Annotated in this window: 19 protein-coding genes and 1 other annotated feature; of the genes, 2 read left to right on the forward strand and 17 right to left on the reverse strand. The window is 34.1% G+C overall.

Features of this window, described 5'->3' with window-relative positions:
• Positions 1-384 precede the first annotated feature (384 nt).
• The 14 genes from ACIQ7T_RS16785 to ACIQ7T_RS16850 form a co-directional block, all read right to left on the reverse strand.
• Positions 385-603: a hypothetical protein gene (locus ACIQ7T_RS16785; protein ID WP_370078554.1), complete on the reverse strand. Its 219-nt coding sequence runs from the start codon at positions 601-603 to the stop codon at positions 385-387.
• A gap of 110 nt (positions 604-713) precedes the next feature.
• Positions 714-2,051: a sodium-dependent transporter gene (locus tag ACIQ7T_RS16790; protein ID WP_402871817.1), complete on the reverse strand. Its 1,338-nt coding sequence runs from the start codon at positions 2,049-2,051 to the stop codon at positions 714-716.
• Positions 2,052-2,373: 322 nt separating this feature from the next.
• Positions 2,374-2,597 (reverse strand) — a binding site (T-box leader).
• Positions 2,598-2,805: 208 nt separating this feature from the next.
• Positions 2,806-3,342, reverse strand: a complete 537-nt coding sequence (locus ACIQ7T_RS16795) for an SMI1/KNR4 family protein (RefSeq protein WP_402871820.1) — start codon at positions 3,340-3,342, stop codon at positions 2,806-2,808.
• A 71-nt stretch (positions 3,343-3,413) separates the two neighbouring features.
• Positions 3,414-3,917, reverse strand: coding sequence for a DUF6630 family protein (locus tag ACIQ7T_RS16800; protein ID WP_402871823.1), 504 nt, complete (start codon positions 3,915-3,917; stop codon positions 3,414-3,416).
• 28 nt (positions 3,918-3,945) lie between these two features.
• Positions 3,946-4,800: a hypothetical protein gene (locus ACIQ7T_RS16805; RefSeq protein WP_402871826.1), complete on the reverse strand. Its 855-nt coding sequence runs from the start codon at positions 4,798-4,800 to the stop codon at positions 3,946-3,948.
• Between the two features lie 27 nt (positions 4,801-4,827).
• Entirely contained in the window at positions 4,828-5,478 is a 651-nt protein-coding gene (locus ACIQ7T_RS16810; RefSeq protein ID WP_402871829.1) for a hypothetical protein, read from the reverse strand.
• Positions 5,479-5,989: 511 nt separating this feature from the next.
• Positions 5,990-6,376 carry a hypothetical protein gene (locus ACIQ7T_RS16815; protein ID WP_402871832.1) on the reverse strand — a complete coding sequence of 129 codons (387 nt, stop codon included), beginning with the start codon at positions 6,374-6,376 and terminating at the stop codon, positions 5,990-5,992.
• A 128-nt stretch (positions 6,377-6,504) separates the two neighbouring features.
• Complete coding sequence (locus tag ACIQ7T_RS16820) at positions 6,505-7,314, reverse strand: hypothetical protein (protein ID WP_402871835.1); 810 nt, start codon at positions 7,312-7,314, stop codon at positions 6,505-6,507.
• A 158-nt stretch (positions 7,315-7,472) separates the two neighbouring features.
• Positions 7,473-7,808 (reverse strand): DUF7716 domain-containing protein, encoded by a 336-nt coding sequence (locus ACIQ7T_RS16825; RefSeq protein WP_370078536.1) that lies wholly within the window; start codon positions 7,806-7,808, stop codon positions 7,473-7,475.
• Positions 7,809-8,084: 276 nt separating this feature from the next.
• Positions 8,085-8,318, reverse strand: coding sequence for a hypothetical protein (locus ACIQ7T_RS16830; RefSeq protein ID WP_402871838.1), 234 nt, complete (start codon positions 8,316-8,318; stop codon positions 8,085-8,087).
• Between the two features lie 156 nt (positions 8,319-8,474).
• Complete coding sequence (locus tag ACIQ7T_RS16835) at positions 8,475-8,942, reverse strand: SMI1/KNR4 family protein (RefSeq protein ID WP_370078532.1); 468 nt, start codon at positions 8,940-8,942, stop codon at positions 8,475-8,477.
• 102 nt (positions 8,943-9,044) lie between these two features.
• Positions 9,045-9,350 carry a hypothetical protein gene (locus tag ACIQ7T_RS16840; RefSeq protein ID WP_370078530.1) on the reverse strand — a complete coding sequence of 102 codons (306 nt, stop codon included), beginning with the start codon at positions 9,348-9,350 and terminating at the stop codon, positions 9,045-9,047.
• Between the two features lie 66 nt (positions 9,351-9,416).
• Positions 9,417-10,070: a hypothetical protein gene (locus ACIQ7T_RS16845; RefSeq protein WP_402871842.1), complete on the reverse strand. Its 654-nt coding sequence runs from the start codon at positions 10,068-10,070 to the stop codon at positions 9,417-9,419.
• Between the two features lie 711 nt (positions 10,071-10,781).
• A complete protein-coding gene (locus ACIQ7T_RS16850) occupies positions 10,782-11,606 on the reverse strand; it encodes a DNA alkylation repair protein (RefSeq protein ID WP_370078526.1) in 825 nt (274 codons plus the stop codon).
• A 239-nt stretch (positions 11,607-11,845) separates the two neighbouring features.
• On the opposite strand from ACIQ7T_RS16850, the gene ACIQ7T_RS16855 reads away from it, so the two are divergent.
• Positions 11,846-12,799 carry a TRM11 family SAM-dependent methyltransferase gene (locus ACIQ7T_RS16855; protein ID WP_370078524.1) on the forward strand — a complete coding sequence of 318 codons (954 nt, stop codon included), beginning with the start codon at positions 11,846-11,848 and terminating at the stop codon, positions 12,797-12,799.
• 482 nt (positions 12,800-13,281) lie between these two features.
• Here ACIQ7T_RS16855 and ACIQ7T_RS16860 read toward each other — a convergent pair whose 3' ends face one another.
• A complete protein-coding gene (locus tag ACIQ7T_RS16860; RefSeq protein ID WP_402871845.1) occupies positions 13,282-13,641 on the reverse strand; it encodes a winged helix-turn-helix transcriptional regulator in 360 nt (119 codons plus the stop codon).
• A gap of 138 nt (positions 13,642-13,779) precedes the next feature.
• Here ACIQ7T_RS16860 and ACIQ7T_RS16865 point away from each other — a divergent pair, with 138 nt between their 5' ends.
• Positions 13,780-14,649 carry an SDR family oxidoreductase gene (locus ACIQ7T_RS16865; RefSeq protein WP_402871848.1) on the forward strand — a complete coding sequence of 290 codons (870 nt, stop codon included), beginning with the start codon at positions 13,780-13,782 and terminating at the stop codon, positions 14,647-14,649.
• A 399-nt stretch (positions 14,650-15,048) separates the two neighbouring features.
• On the opposite strand, the gene ACIQ7T_RS16870 is transcribed toward ACIQ7T_RS16865, so the two are convergent.
• On the reverse strand, positions 15,049-15,675 hold the full coding sequence (locus ACIQ7T_RS16870) for a DUF7010 family protein (protein ID WP_402871851.1): 627 nt from the start codon (positions 15,673-15,675) through the stop codon (positions 15,049-15,051).
• A 505-nt stretch (positions 15,676-16,180) separates the two neighbouring features.
• Positions 16,181-16,705, reverse strand: coding sequence for a GNAT family N-acetyltransferase (locus tag ACIQ7T_RS16875; RefSeq protein WP_402871854.1), 525 nt, complete (start codon positions 16,703-16,705; stop codon positions 16,181-16,183).
• Positions 16,706-16,868 lie beyond the last annotated feature (163 nt).

The raw sequence follows: 16,868 nt of genomic DNA on the forward strand, positions 1-16,868 counted from the left end.
CCTCATGTAAGTGTTTTTCAGCAAACTTGATTAAGTTGTAGTGCCTTTCTTCTATATTAATTGAAGAAAACGCTTTCCCCATTATGATATGCAGAAAAACTTGTGATGTTTGTGCTATTTCGAATGATGTCAAGCTATTCTTTTTTTTGATTTTTTATCTGTTTTAGGCGGGTATTGCTTTGATTTGCGTTGGTTTCCGCTTTTATTCTGTGGAGGGCTGAATTCGTAGGGACCTGAGCAGTTCTTTGAGGGACCCGATTACTTTCTTCTTGGACCGGAGCAGTTTTTTGAGGAACCCGATCGCTTTCCTCTTGGACCTGAGCAGTTCTTTGAGGGACCCGATCACTTTCTTCTTGGACCGGAGCAGTTTTTTGAGGAACCCGATCACTTTCCTTTTGAACCAGAGCAGTTTTTGAGGGACCCGATCACTTTCTTCTTGGACCGGAGCAGTTTTTTGAGGAACCCGATCACTTTCCTCTTGGACCTGAGCAGTTTTTTGGGGGACCCGATCACTTTCCTCTTGAACCTGAGCAGTTTTTTGGGGGACCCGATCACTTTCCTCTTGAACCTGAGCAGTTTTTTGGGGGAGAGTGAAGAATACAAAAAAATAACTCCAACATCAACTTTAATTTATATTTTGGAGTTGCTTTCAGATCATTTTATAACAAAAAAGACCTAACATAATGTTATGCTAGGGCCTTTTGCATTGTATTTTAAATCAATCCAATTACATTTAAAAATACGATAATAATTGCAATTGGTGCTATATAGCGAAGTAAGAATAACCATAAAACAAATAATTTATAGCCTTTATTTTTACTTACACCCAGTTCTTGCATTAATACTTCTTTCTTCATTTTAAACGGTACGAAGATCGCAACTAATAATACACCGAGTGGCATAAGAATATTACTTACTGTAAAGTCTGCTAAATCAAAGATTGTTTTTCCAAACAATTGCACATCGCTCAATACGCCATATGATAGCGCCGATGGAATCCCTACAACAAAGATTAGTAATCCGACCATCAATGCCATATTTTCGCGTTTCCCTTTACCTTTTTTCGTTAAAGAGGCCACGCTAATTTCCAACATGGAAATGGCTGATGTTATTGTTGCAAAGAAAAATAGTAACAAGAAAATAATGAAGAACAATTTCCCGAATGCCATTTTACTGAAAATTGCTGGCAAGACAATAAATAATAGACCAGGTCCTTGAGATGGTTCCATTCCAAATGCGAATACTACCGGGAAAATAGCAAGCCCTGCAAGTAATGTAATCACAAGCGTTAAACCGACGATAGAAAATGCGGAACGTGGTAAACTTTCTTCTTTCGGTAAGTATGAGCTATACGTAACCATTACGCCTACACCGACAGATAACGAGAAGAACGACTGCCCCATCGCATATAAAATAATTTCAGATGTAACATTTGAGAAATCAGGTTGCAAGAAGAAGCGAACCCCTTCTCCTGCCCCATCTAATGTAAGAGCACGAATAATTAATACAAAGAATAAAATAAATAATGCTGGCATGAAATACTTATTTACTTTTTCAACACCGTTTTGTACACCTTTACTTACGATAAAAATAGTCATAAGAATAAATAATAGCTGTGATCCAACCGCTAATAATGGATTAGAAATAATTTCACCCAAGGTTGCTTCGTAAGAGCCATTTCCTTCCCACAGTCTACCTGTAATTGCGTTCCATAAATATAATAAAATCCATCCTCCTACAACACTGTAGAATGAAAGCAAGATGAAACATGTGACGATCCCTAATTTACCGACCCACGGCCATAGCGTATTAGGAGCAATATTTCTATAGGCATCAACAGCCTCTTTTTGCGTACTTCTTCCAACTACAAATTCTGCCAATAATAACGGTAAACCAATTAATAAAGTAAAACCGATGAAAATAAGGAAGAACGCACCGCCACCTCCAATACCGGCCATATACGGGAACTTCCAAATCGCGCCAAGACCGATTGCCGAGCCTGCTGCTGCTAAAATGAAACCTAATTTCGATGTCCATTGCTGTGATTCCATCTCTTTATCTCCTCTCTTTTTCTGTTTATTACAATTCGGTCTTTATTCATATTGGTCTATCGTAAGTCCTTTCAAATAAAAATCGCCTCAACGAAACGTAGGGAAAATAAAAATATCACAATAAAAAACGTCCCTACGCAAATACGTAGGGACGATTATATATCGCGGTACCACCCTAGTTATGAAGATACAACAAGCGTAAAACTTTAATAAAAAACGCCCCTACGCAATTACGTAGGGACGATGTAATATCGCGGTACCACCCTAGTTATGAAAACACAACAAGAATAAGACCTAAATAAAAAACGTCCCTACGTAAATACGTAGGGACGATAGATATCGCGGTACCACCCTAGTTGTGAATAAAATTCTTCACCACTTTATTTGATAACGGTATTCACTACCGTCTTCCACTTCCTCACAACGTGTGATTTATGAAAGATGCTCCAGGTCGAAATTCATGATCATCTATATACTGATTCGCACCAACCATCAGCTCTCTGAAATAGGGAGATTTTCACTACTTAATCCTATCATTGCCCAAATATTAATTTTCCGAATTGATACTTTCATTTTTATCACACATTTAATACTAGCGTCAATTAATTTTTTGAATTTTTATGTATTATCCTCTTTTTTTCGCTATAAAAATTCGAAATATGACTTTTGAATGAATAATTTTGCAATACTTATGATTTATACTTTATTAAATACTGCGACAGGTTTATAGTTTTTTAGTTCAACTTTTCGATCATTAATCCTTTAAACCAATAAAGGTATTTTTACTATCTTTATTAGGAAAATCACTTGGGAATATAGGGCAAATAATACTACCACTTAATACATCATGGAGAAAACCAGTCATAGAGCCCTTATATTCAAAGTAATCACCTGATCCATCATCTACTAAAATAGCCCAATCACCTTGAGTATTCACAATCCAATTTAATGTATCCCCATTTTCAGTTCGTCCCCAGGTCAAGATTCCTCCATTTGTTGGGTATATCTCATATGGAAAGTTCTCAGGGAAACTCTCCTTTAAAGTTAAATATGCACCTTTATTCAAATTTTGTTGAATAAAGAAATTCATATTATCATTTTTTGCAAAAGGAGAATATATCATTATAAAGTTACCAATATTACCTGAACCATATAAAGCGATAAACTCTTTATAGTCTGAAGGTAATACTATACCTAATTTATTTTCAACTTCGCTCCATTTCGAAGAGTCATCTAAAGAAATTGCAAAATTGAGTGGTGAAAGAATGGATTTTAATTTTTCAAAAGACATTGTTGCCTCCTAATACTTCCTGTTTATATTAGATTATGTGCTGACTTCTAACGAGAATGAGGATAGCTACTTCAGATAGAATCTTGAATTCTATATCCTACTTCTTGCACCAACTTCTTTATTTCATCAATATCAGATGATGGAACAGTGATTAGAACGTAACAGTCACTATCAATATCCAAATATGCCAACGAAATTCCCTCTTCCTTTAATTTTTCGGAAATTTCATTTAAACATTGGGAGGTTGGTAGCTCATCAAATTCTCCATCTTCAAAATCTCCCCAACTTATGCACGCCATTTTTTTCCTATCTAGTAATTCATCAACAACATCACAAATGTATAACCCTGATTCTTTCCAATCGAGTTCAAATGCCAAATCATGATCGAGAAGTGCATCAACCAAAGAAATCCATGCCAATTGATCAATGGGGCTATCTATTCCTCTTTCATCCAGTCGATCTTGGAACTTCTCGAAATAGGTTTCTGGCTTTTCTATAGCTAATGAAACCTCTGAAAAAATTTGTTCTTCTACATCACACGAAAGCTTTTTCACAAGTAATAACAGTGCATTCATACACTCACTCCTTTTCCATCCAATGCTTTTAGCGTATAAGGCGTTGTAAATCAGGTACTTTTTCATTTTGTATTACGAATTGCAAAATCTCATCCTCATCAATTTTATATCCAGGCTTATCCTTAGGAATATCGGCAAGGGGTGTTTGAAGCAACGGATGCTCTATATTAGGTGTAGCTAATCCCTCTTTCTCTCTTATTAATTGAATACAATAATAATCGTAAGGAATACAATCAAACGATAAAATTTCACTTGATTTATGAGGTGTGTCGCTTAAACTATAGATGTGAAAATCACATATTTCATAAAGATTTTCTCCAAAATCATTTGTATCGTTCCAACTGCACATTAATCTTTGGTAGACATGATTTTCTGGTAAAATATTAAACAATTCAGGCATTTCCCCAGTTTTCCAATAATGATATAGGCATATCATAAAAACATGATGAGTCTTATTCTCAGAATAAAAATCTCGATCTTTTGTGAACATATTAGTTGCATATTTGTATGTTAGCTCTGCAATATCTTCATAACCCCACAATAAGGAAATTCCGATAAGCCCCCCTATTTGACTGTCTGATACACTTCCTCTATTAGGATTGCTTTTAATCATCTGAATCAACCAAAATAGTTGCTGCTCTAATAAAATCCATGCTGATGGTTCTCCATTTAGTATTCTATTTTTTGCATTCATTTCAAGGTGAACACCTATTCCCATTTTCAAGCGATCAGCTAAACGATTTCGTTCATTTTTTTGAATTAAGTCTTTCATTTCATTTAGCCGATTATCTAGTATTTCTTTTACTTCCTCATCTGAAATTACTCTTTTTTTATACTCTTTCATCGCTCGATCAAAATACTTCCAATATTTATTAGTACGCATCCTTCCGCTCCTTTTTGATTTTTACACTTACAGTCGATTTTCCCAATGCAAATGTTCACCAATCATTATTTTTGATAAAACGGAACTATTATCATAGTAAATACTGTAATCCATTTGTTTATACCAACTTGTAGCAAACATTGATATTTTTTTAATTCTATTATCTTGCAACTCATCAACTCTAACATACCAATTATTAGGTGGTGTAATTGAAACATAGTACACTAAACCATTTTCCTCATAAACATGGCAAAGAGAAGATAATCTAGAACTAGCAGGATTGGACTCATAAATATGCGCATTAACAATTACTTTTTCCTCATTTATATAATCTACATATCTTATGTTTTCTCCATATTTCGTAACATCTTTATCATATTTTCTAATCACCAAAAGAATATTTTCATTATTATCGATACCATAGGTAACTAAATTTTCCGACTCAAAGTTGGACTTACTGGGTTTAGCAAGAGGCTTCCCTTTCTTGATTGATATGACGGAAGGGATTAAATTCTCAAATGGAATTAACTCTTCAGTGACTCCTAAAGAATACGACCATTTAGTAACCTTGCTCTTCATATTAAAATAATGCTGATGAATGTCCTTTGAATAACTATTAAAGTAATTCGATAGCTCTTTTCTTTTCAATTCTATTTTTTCATCATTACATATTTCCATTATTCCCCTCCTGAACTTGTGTAATTATTTTTTCCTGTTCCGGATAAACATGTACCGATCAAGTAATCTTCTAGTTATAAACTTTGTCGAATACCATAATATCCTCTTCGAACTCCTATTTTGAACAGCAGAATTATTAAAGCTTTTTCATCACTCCCTTTGCTTAGAAAAATCTGCTTCTTTACCACGGGGAATCACACACCATATGGACATACCATGTTTACTAATAAATCTACAATAGCATATTTCAATCCATTTTTTGCCTTCTTAAAGTACCTTTATTTTGAATTTCACCCAAGATATTCGTACTATAGTTAGTACTTTTTGCTTTGCTTCAAACACGATTACTTTTTTCATTAAATGAGGGATATCACTCAAAAAATGCAATAATAATGATAAAAAAAAGAGTAGCAATAATCCCAAAGGATATTTATGCTACTCTCGTAAAAGAATTAATCTTATCTTAAGATAAACTACAAATTCTACTACAATTTCAATTTCTCATTGTATTTTAAAATTTTTTTGACTTCCATACACGTAATGCAGCTTTAAATGATAAATCCTTCAATTGGGAAATAATATTAATTGCTTCCTCCCAAGTATACATTTTATAAGAGCTAAACCTTTCAGTATCAGCAGTATTTGAAAGTAGTATTAAATACTTTCCTTTGTATCTGTCACCATTCAAATCATCTTTTTTATCCGACGACTTTGCAGGATAGAGCGAAATAACAGCATTATCTACTGGATAGTATGTATAACCGGTTTGAGCCTCTACTCCCATATCCCAAGGACTAGATGTATCTTTACTAAATTTTCCATCCAATTCATCTTTGATGACGAACCAACTCTTATAAGTAGTACTGTCCTCTGGAACATATTGTACGATTACCTTCAATTCAGTTCCTCCTCCTATAAATGTTGATATATCAACGGTTTAGGCCATTGATAGGGTGTTCAAATAAGCTTATAATTTATGAACCTGTCTAAAAAACACATGCAGTTTTCCGAATATTTATTACACTTTTACGTAAACAAACTTTGTAATTCCTCATATTCACCAAACCAAAATTTTAGTGCATCTTGATTTATCCCGTCTCTCCCCTTCCACCAATCCACGGGATATAACCAATCCGAGCTATGTCTAGATCTTGGAGCTAAACCAAGATTTATGAATTGATGTAAAAAACCTTTATGCTCTTCTGTTTCTAATATACTACAAAAACCAAGCGTCTCTAGTAATGCTTTTCTTTGTTCTTCATTTGATTTAAATCCTTCAATCTTTCTAATCTTATTTTGTACTTTAGATGGTGTAACATTACTTTCTGTATTTCTAACAATCTCAATAACAGATTGAAAAATATCAAAATCTTTTTTTGACGGTTTTATATGCGGAAGCTTATTATGCTGTTGAAGTATAAATGAAAAATCATATATGTTACCTGAAATAACCCCACCATGACCAAAACGAATTTTGTTTATGAATGTTAAATCTACTAAATCTTCGGCATTATTGGCACATATCTCACAAGAGATAAAATCACTTTTAAAATTATGAATAGGAAATTGTCTCATAATCACAAATACTGGTAAACCTGATCTCCAATCTAAACGCTGGGTACTTAAACTGGCCAGAAATAAATCGGCCGCGAAACCTTTACTACATTTCCTCATTTCAAACATTGCATTCTCAATAGCTTCATTATGCGTCTGTAAAATTTTATCAAACGTATAACCTGCTGTCTTAGCATATTGAAAATCTTCCTCTGATGTTTTCTCTGGATTCAACAAGCTATAATTTAATAGAATTTTTAAAGCCTTATCATCATACTTCATTCTTTAGAATGCTCCTCCATTTATTTTTTTAAGTCCTGATTTCTGAGGGTAGACACTAATATACGAAATGAAGCATTTCCATTTCTAATAGAAAAAGAGTGGAAAATATCCTATATTTAGGTTTTCTACTCTTTTATCTTTATTTTTAATTTAACTACTTAAAAAACCAAAAACGCATCATTTTCAAAATAATAAATGAACGCTTGGAGTAACTGATCTAGTGATGGATTTTCTAACTGATCCTTTACATTGTCAATTACATCCTCAATACTTGTACCATCCAATGTTTCTATCCAACCATTTTCTTTCACTTGTTCTGGTAAAAAATCATCTGAATCGGGTGGAAAATCAAAGCTATCTAGCGAAAATATCCCCTTTGTATGTAGATTCCATTCTTTTGAATTTGGAGGAAGATAAAACCAAGTCTCTGGATTTTTCTCTGGATGTGATAACACATCCCTAACACTGATTAAATTCATTTTTTCTTCCGTCATAATTTCACAGCCTTTCCTTAGTTTTTTAAATTCACCCTCTTGGCTTAGATAAAGACTGCTCTACCAATAGATGATCTTCCTCCAACTGTATACCTTCAATGCTATTTTTCACTTTTAACTCCTTCTTTTTCGAATCCTTTTCTAGTATTTATATATCCCATGCAGGCGTTCTTGATTTAGATAAAATCTTCTTGACTTCTATAATTAAGTTCACTAGTTGCTCAATCTTTTCGTCTAGGGAATAGGATTTTCCGTTAAGAAACTATAAATATTCTATTATAGTTGAATGGGTTTATAACTCAAAGCTTTATCAACTACTTCCTCTGGGAGTAAATTATCGTAAAAAATGTAATTAGCAGCTTCTGGATCAATTACGTTATGAAGAAACTCTTCTAATAACTGATCATCCCCCGCTTCTGTTTTTCCTTCAGCATTCATTATCCTAGTTACAAGCAATATAAGCTCGTCTCTTTTAATTTTCTCATAGATATTTTCTCCTCCATTGCCCACCTTCCCATTTTTGAATCAAAATTTTGTAGCTGTAGTGAGGTCTATGGTGACCCCTTCTTTTAAAAAGGGCTTGGACATCCCCTTTACTTTAGATTCTTACTTTCTATCTTTTAGATTTAGTTCATAGTATGGAACTGAATTTCACTCTTATTTATATCAGAATTCATATGAATCATCTTCTACTTCGTCATCCAAGCATTCTTCGAGATTATTAATAAATTCCATAAAACTACTTGCTAAAAAATAAATACATCTGTCTGTTACTTCTCCTAAATCTAAATAAATCAGAACCACTTGTTTTGAATCAAGGTCTATACAAAAGATATTCCCACCCGCGTCATTTGCAAAAGGTAGATACTTTTGAGGAATAATATTTCGGTTTTTAAAATCTAAATATCCTTCTTCCAATGTGTACCCGATATTGTTACGATATTTCATTGGAAGGAAAACATGTACCCGAGTTTCCAAATCTGACTGTTCTTCAAAAAAGCAAGGGTCTTTAGGTAAACCACCATTATATTGAAGGTAATGATTCTTCAATTCTTGAGGTAGTTGAAAACTTAATAACATTTCAACTTCTTCGATATCTTCTCGTGTTAGCTGAAATGAGCACTTATAAAACATTTATTCAACCTCCATGTAATATTTGTGTTTGTAATAACCCAAATATAAAACGAACTCTACTACCATTCATTGTCCCGAGTGTTTAACATCTCTTATTTAAATCTATCCAAATAATTCTTCTGCTAAATATGCTATTTCGTGAATTGCATCTTCAAATTTTTCTTCCTCTTCTGTAGAATACTTGCCGTCATGAAAATAAAAGTATTTGCTGATATCTACAAAACATAAAGCTAATTTTTTAGGAACTTCTGGTTTATTCGAATACTCCGTAATTAGTACCTTCATTGCTTCAATTAATGAATGATAGTTTTTTTCATTTAATCCCAATCCCACTCTTATAGAATGTAGAACAGAGTTATCACCAATGGTATATTCATAAACTATTTCTAAAGCCTCTTCTACTTTCATAAACCTCTCTCCAATCTTGGACATTTTCATTGCCAAAGCAGGCTCATCATAATAAAAAATTGAAAATCAAATTTTTTTCAATTGCATATACTGCACGTTATTAGTATTTTCGTAATCTATTCGCCCTAATCCTCCTCTCATCCCTATAATAAAATCCCCTTTATAGACAATAAGTGAGTTCGGTACAAAAGCACTGAATGGGAAATTATTGAATATAATATTCTTTTTAAATGTTCCATCTTCACTAGATAAACTAAATAAATTTTCGCTAGATAGTATATACAAGTGACTATTGAATATATAAAAAGCAATTGGACATTCATTTAAATCAAGACACTCTCTAATAGAAAAGTTTGTACCATCGTAAACTAGCTGATATAAACTTCCTGTATTTAAATACAGATGTTCTAAGCCTTCTAAAAAATATAGATCTCCTTTATATTCAAATATTGATTTGACATTACATTTTTTTAATAATATTTCTGATGAATCCGGATAAACAACCTTTAACTCTCCTCCCCATTCTCCATAATCTGTGCCAATTATTTTTAAATCTAAATAGTCATATTGTATACTGTGCTTTTCACGATACCTAGAAATCACGAGTTCATCGTTTTTTATTGCAACACAATACTGCTTTGAATTATTTATGATTTGAAACCATTTACCGCTTCCCGGACTGGGAATTTCAGCATTTATAAAGTCATTCCATAATGGCATAATGTTTTAATACCTCCAATCATACACAGGCGCTGTAAGCTCGTCTTCTATCAAATAACCCATACGGATTACAAACGTATCTATATAACTCAGGATATCCGCCAGCAGGATCAAACCCCAAGTACGTTCCATCATATGAATAATAGTATTTAAAACGATATTAATTCAATCCAGGCATCGTTTTCTGCGCCTGTAAATAATATGGAATAAAACCCCTTTTCGTCTTCATCTTACCATAAACATTATACTTCGCTACCCTAACTATAGTTCTATCCAAAAAGTTCTTTTGCTGAACTGAGCATTTCTATTGCTTACCTATTTCCCTGTTTCACACAGGTATTCATTCCCCTTTTTGTGGAGATTCTCTTCTTTTGCATCCATTCTTATACATAACAAAAAACTAGGCTCACATTCTGTATGAAGCCTAGCTTTTTCTCTTTTTATTAAATAGCTGTCCAACCGCCATCAATGACTAATTCTGCACCTGTCATAAAGCGTGATTCGTCTGATGCTAAAAATCACAACGCCATAGGCTACATCCTCTGGTTCACCAAAGTATGGAAGCTGCGTATACGTTTTATAGAAAGGAAGAGCTCCTCCTTCTTCCATCGTTGTTGCTGTCATTGGTGTTACGATGATACCTGGATGTACGGATTTACACGGATTTTATCTTTTCCGTATTCAATTGCGAATACATTTTTCAATAGCCAATTAACTTTTTACTATTGTTCTTTGAGCCTTTTTAATGATTCTTTCAGTTGCCTTAGTTGGAGATTCTTTTTGCCATTCATCACATAGGTTTATTACCCACTCTGATTGAGTTTTGCTAGCATCATTTAACCAGTTGCCGACAGAATCTTGAACGTACTTAGCCGGATCAGATTTAAGCAAATTTAGAATAGGAAGTGCCATTTGCGGTTCTTCCTTTAATATTTCTATATGCTTTGTCCATACTCCGCGAGGACGGATTGATTCTAAACTGAACCTACGAATGTTTTCATCTTCACTTTTCGCCCACTCCGTTAACAAATCTACACTATTCTTAATATTTGCCGAAAGGTCCTCCCTAATTGACATCCATGCAATTTCCCGAACACCAAAATGATGATCTGCTGCGAAAGGTTGAATATACAAAAGCTTTTCCTCTAAAGAATAATCATTGTTTTTATTCATAAATGCCGCCCAACATCGGACACTATCAGATACGTGATGAGCGCATATTGTAATTAGCTCCTCTTTTTTTGTTGCACGCTCATCCATTAAGACTGTATCTAACAAACTTCCAATTAAACGTATGGCCTTCATTCCCGTTTCAACTTTTTGCTTCTCTACCTCAGTCAGTATAAATTCTAACTTTTCTTCTAGCCCAATGGATGGTAGAACATTTTTTAATAAAGTAATATGGTGAACAGCTTGCCACTCCGTTAAATTAACACTCTCTATTTTCCCTTGATTCAACAACGTTAAAACGTCACCAGGGATATCGCTAGCCTTTCTAGCTCCCTTTCTATGTATAATATCTTCTTTTACTACCATTTTAACACCCTCCTATAATTGATCTGACCTGTTGAAATGAATAGATGTTTATTTTTATATTATTTCTTTTCACAGATTATTTCTACTATTCCCTCTAATCGATTGAATCTCGCCATAAATGTGTATCGAGTGGCTTGATAGAGACGCCTATGATACGATTACAAAATAAACAACCTCATTTGTTTTTTATTAACTATAGTGAAATCAAGTGAACAACAATATAAAAGGATGGTAATCAATTGAGCAACGAGCAAAATAATAATAAATTTATATACACATATGTACATCATGTTGACGAATACGATCTATGTAGAATGGAGATGCGTTCATTTTTTAGCCTTGATTCCCAATCAAACTATATCATAAGCAATAATAAAATTGATCCAAGCCGTAGCCCTTTTATACAAGAACGACTTGAAGTGCTATATGAAGATAATAGCGTAGAGAACATCAAGACATTGGTGAAGGGTATAAACATAAATGAAGCAACTTTTAAAGTGGTTTGTTTAAATAGTATGGATATAGGTGAAACGAAGAAAATTCGTCAGTCAGAGCGTCGATTGTTAGAACGTGAGATAGGGTTGTGCATTGAGGGAGAACCAGACCTAACTCATCCCGAAATTGTATTTGGTCTAATTTTAATAGATGGAATATGGTATTTTGGAAAGTATATGAAGAGTGAATCCATTTGGCTTAAACATTTACACAAACCAAACAGTTATTCAACGGCACTTAGTACAAGAGTAGCTCGTGCTGTTGCGAATATCGCAGTTCCCCAGCCTCAAAATATTCGAGCGATTGATCCTTGTTGTGGTATTGGGACAGTCGTTATTGAAGCCCTTTCCATGGGAATTAATATGGAAGGGCGAGATATATATTACAATGTTTGTAAAGGTGCCCGAGAAAACATCGCTTATTTTGGATTAACAGGCAAAATTACAGTAGGTCCAATCTCGGAAGTAACGGAACACTATGATGTCGCCATAATTGATTTACCTTATAACTTATTTACGCATTCATCACCAGAAGATCAATTTGATATTATAAAACACGCTCGCAGGATTGCCGATAAGGTTATTGTCGTTACAATTGAAACAATTGATGACATGATAAAGGATGCAGGTTTTGTGATATCAGATCGATGCGTTGCTAAAAAGCAATCGTTTTTACGTCAAATTCTATTATGTGAATAAAAACACGTATTCTCGAAACTATCATTATGTCCGATAGTTTTAGGAGTACGCAAACAGCGATTAGCTGAATAGCATTTCTAAAAAATTCAGTTACATAAAACAGAGACCTTGATAACTATCTGGGTCTCTTTCTGTTGGTTTGAATTAAAAAAGGTTTGATCATGTTTTACTTATATATTCGAAAATAGCGCCCTTTTGCTGAATAAGTAAAGCGCATTTCTTGTCTACCAATTTTTAGGCAGTGATAATTTCTTTTTCAAAAAGGCTGTATTCGTATAGTTTGTTGCCGTTAATACTTAAAGACCAAGTTGATTCTACACGTTTTGTAGATTAACTTGGTCTTTATGTTTTGATTTTAGTAAATCCTTCTTTAACTAAGCCACTGTTGGTTCAATAAGAAAAGAATTCTATATGAGAGTGTTCATTTTTTAATTCGATACCTGTATTTGTAATAATTATTAATCCTTAAGTTTTTCATACATCTATATTTTTTTATTTAGTAAATCTTTACCCCAAACTTGCATTGCTTCTAATACAGGTATAAACTTTTGCCCCTGCTCTGTTAATGAATATTCTACTTTCGGTGGAACAACTTTATATACTTCTCTGTGTACTAGACCGTCCTCTTCAAGCTCTCTTAATTGTCTAGTTAGAATTCCTTTCGAGATAACAGGTAGCAGCCTCAATAATTCATTAAACCTAATAATTTCATTTTTGCTTAAATGCCACAAAATTACGATTTTCCATCTGCCTGCAATTGCATTTTGAGCAACTGTTAATGGACAAATTTCTTGCAGCGTTTCTTCAGAGACCGTTTCATCTTGATAACTAAAACGTGCCAAAATAAAACCTCCTTTTCTTTAGGTACTATTTTTATGACTATGTTATTAAATTGTGCCTACTTACATAAATCTTTCTTTGGTAATAGTATATGCATTAGGAACAAAAATCAAAAATAACATTGTAGTGGAGGAGATTCTATGAAAGTCTTAATAACTGGTGCAACTGGAAATTTAGGTTATAAAATTGTTGAGTACTTACTTCCCAAAATATCAGTTGAAGAAATAATTGTTGGTGTGCGTGACGACAAGTCTGAAAAAGCCCTTAGCTATAAGGAGCACGGCCTAGAAGTTCGTGTAACAGATTTTGAAAATCCAGAAACATTACTTACAGCATTCAAAGGTGTAGATCGCTTATTCATTATGTCAACATTTGGTGACTTTGAAACAGTTATGCGTCAGCATACAAACGCAGTAGAAGCTGCCAAAGCAGCAGATGTAAAACAAATTATTTATCCAAGTGTTACGAGAGCAGAAGGAAATGACTTCTTCCTTGCTGGTCTTCATAGAGCACGTGAAGTAGCAATTATTGAATCAGGTATTCCGTATGTGATTCTACGTAACAACTGGTATGTAGAAAATGAACTTGGCACAATTCGAGGCTGTATGACTGGTGCCCCTTGGATAACTTCTGCTGGTGAAGGAAAAATCGGTTGGGTATATCGCCCAGATTTAGCTGAGGCAGCAGCGAATGTTTTAGTAGCAGATGGTCATGAAAATAAGATTTATGAACTTTCTGGTAAAAATTTAACACAACAGCAATTTGTTGATACTTTAAATGAAGTATTAGGCAAAGAAGTTCCTTTATTAGCAGTAGACGATGCTTCATATGAAGAAATGTTAAAAGGTGCTGGAGTACCTGAAGCCTACCTTCCAATGTTAGTAATGACTCAAAAAGGTATTCGTGAAGGAGGATTAGAATCAACACATACCGATTTAGATTTCTTATTGGATCGTCAGGCTACTTCACTAAAACAAGCACTAACACATTTATTATTAAATACAAAGTAGATAAAGCAAATTTCTCAGCTAGAATCACATAATGAATATTGTATCTTACAAAGTACCAGCTCACTTAAGGCTGGTACTTTGCTGTTTCTTCCCAAAACTGTTTTTCACTTCTGCAACCACCTATCACTTGATTACAAGCATCTTATTAAACTAAACTACACTGTTAGTTCAATAAGAAAAAAGTTCTGTCTAAGTAGATATTTTTGATAGCAGGGAGTTGGAGTAGAAAGAGAGATACACGGTGTACCGAAGGGCGAACCTCGGATGAGCCTTAGCATATTAAGCTAAGGCTCATTTTTTCAGCCTTCAAAAAAGATCATCTGCGCCCAATGGTGTCACTACATTTGAAAGAATCTTTGAGCAAACAGTCTTCAAAAAACATTAAAACCTGAAAAATACCTAAGCCTCTTTGGATCCATTCAGAGCCCTGTTTAGCAGTCTATGGCCTGTTATCCAAACTGCCACCCCGGTCCCCCACAATATCAGAGCTGAGCCAAAACCAACAGATGTCCACCATACCATAATTTGATAATTACTCCAGGTAACATTAATAGGGAAAGTAAACAGCGCGATTGCCGAAAGCAGACAAAGAAGTGAACCCGTAATATAATAGATCTTCACCTGGAAAAGTTGCGCTAGAGGAAAGAAATGAGCACCGACAATAAGAGCCATAACAGGGACAAACAAATCCAAATGATTGGTAGATCCACAAATTCCGGCAGCAATGGCTATCAATACGCCTTCTAAACCGAAAATAATACCGAACCACATATTCTTTCGTTTCCAACGCTGAGAATTCCCTTCCGCCCTCTCGTTTGATAAGCTTTTTGAATTCATTATCAATACGATTCCTCCAATAAGCAATATGACCCCAATCAATAGGGAAAAGATCAACAGCCAGAGAAATCCCCAACCTTGCAGTCCTCTAATTCCAATTCCCGCCCATAGAGTACCGAAAAATGCCATGAAGATAACTCCTGAAGCTGTCCCGCGCACAGCGGCTTTAGGAATGATGTTTTGCGACATATCATGAACCCTCCTCTTTCAATTTCATTCTAAAAGGCTAAAAGATTCTGTCTCACCATTACGGATAATTTCGCCAAAGTAAAGATAATAATAATATTCATTATTTTTGGAGTTCATACATTGTACATTCCATACGGTTGTAGTTTATATGAGATACCATTATTAGAGGAAATCCAAAACCATCTGTCAGGATGGTCTTACAGTTAACATATCGCGACCCTTTTAGTAATTCCTCATCAGAAAACCCCTTGGTGTTGCTTCGAAATAAAGTTTGATCAAAACACCCTCGCAAGCCAGCATTTTTGAATAAAATAAAAAGAATCCACTTTGAAAAAAGATTGATCAAAATGGATACTTCCTTAGCAAATATTTAAGTTTGATTTTTATAAAAAATGAATCGCTCAATAGATCATGAACAATCGCGCCTGTGGTATAAATATTATATTTTTGCTAAAACAGAGTTAATAAAATCGGTTTTTTCTTCGACATTGCTTCCCGAGAGATTCTATTCTACTACGGCTTCTGTTATTTTCTCATCTAGATTTTTAATCGCATGCACCGAATTATCCTGAATGATGCCTGTTTCTACAAAACCAAATGAGGCGTATAATTCTTTAGCTATGACATTACTTTTATCATAGAAGAGGTCTACATATTGTGCTTCCCCATATGGGAAATTTTCAATATCCGCCAACATTTTTTCAAAGGCAAGCTTGCCATATCCTTTCCCCTGATAACTCTTATCAATCATAAAATGCCAAATGAAATAGGCCTTCTCCCCGTAATAAACTTCATTTTGAAATGATTCATGATCCGTCGTATCATAAATATACATCAAAAATCCAATCATCGTATTATTCGCATAAATAGCTAATGGAGAAGCTGGTATACCATCTGTGTTCAACATATGAGCGTCTGCGAAGCATCTAAGGTTAGTAGTTTCTAATATAAATTCTTTTTGGTTTTCTTCAACATCAAGCGCTATTACTTCATCTATGTTATTCCCGTCTATTTTTCGTAATTCAATCATCTTTTTATCTCCTCTCTAAGTCAAGCCACTTCCACACATGGCCTAAAACATTCCAAATATCATTTCCATATTTCTCAAAATAGGGTACACAAAATATTCACCAATGCTAACTCTACTAAAGGGTTTTGTAACCTTTAGTTCTAAGAAATAGATAGGAGAAATA

Origin of the sequence: Lysinibacillus sp. NPDC096212 (assembly GCF_044763105.1) — a bacterium.
Classification (GTDB): Bacteria; Bacillota; Bacilli; order Bacillales_A; family Planococcaceae; genus Lysinibacillus.

Coding starts and splice junctions, on each gene's coding strand:
- ACIQ7T_RS16790 (WP_402871817.1), bottom strand. CDS start 2,051: ATGGAATCACAGCAATGGACATCGAAATTAGGTTTCATTTTAGCAGCA.
- ACIQ7T_RS16795 (WP_402871820.1), bottom strand. CDS start 3,342: ATGTCTTTTGAAAAATTAAAATCCATTCTTTCACCACTCAATTTTGCA.
- ACIQ7T_RS16800 (WP_402871823.1), bottom strand. CDS start 3,917: ATGAATGCACTGTTATTACTTGTGAAAAAGCTTTCGTGTGATGTAGAA.
- ACIQ7T_RS16805 (WP_402871826.1), bottom strand. CDS start 4,800: ATGCGTACTAATAAATATTGGAAGTATTTTGATCGAGCGATGAAAGAG.
- ACIQ7T_RS16810 (WP_402871829.1), bottom strand. CDS start 5,478: ATGGAAATATGTAATGATGAAAAAATAGAATTGAAAAGAAAAGAGCTA.
- ACIQ7T_RS16820 (WP_402871835.1), bottom strand. CDS start 7,314: ATGAAGTATGATGATAAGGCTTTAAAAATTCTATTAAATTATAGCTTG.
- ACIQ7T_RS16825 (WP_370078536.1), bottom strand. CDS start 7,808: ATGACGGAAGAAAAAATGAATTTAATCAGTGTTAGGGATGTGTTATCA.
- ACIQ7T_RS16835 (WP_370078532.1), bottom strand. CDS start 8,942: ATGTTTTATAAGTGCTCATTTCAGCTAACACGAGAAGATATCGAAGAA.
- ACIQ7T_RS16840 (WP_370078530.1), bottom strand. CDS start 9,350: ATGAAAGTAGAAGAGGCTTTAGAAATAGTTTATGAATATACCATTGGT.
- ACIQ7T_RS16845 (WP_402871842.1), bottom strand. CDS start 10,070: ATGCCATTATGGAATGACTTTATAAATGCTGAAATTCCCAGTCCGGGA.
- ACIQ7T_RS16850 (WP_370078526.1), bottom strand. CDS start 11,606: ATGGTAGTAAAAGAAGATATTATACATAGAAAGGGAGCTAGAAAGGCT.
- ACIQ7T_RS16865 (WP_402871848.1), top strand. CDS start 13,780: ATGAAAGTCTTAATAACTGGTGCAACTGGAAATTTAGGTTATAAAATT.
- ACIQ7T_RS16870 (WP_402871851.1), bottom strand. CDS start 15,675: ATGTCGCAAAACATCATTCCTAAAGCCGCTGTGCGCGGGACAGCTTCA.
- ACIQ7T_RS16875 (WP_402871854.1), bottom strand. CDS start 16,705: ATGATTGAATTACGAAAAATAGACGGGAATAACATAGATGAAGTAATA.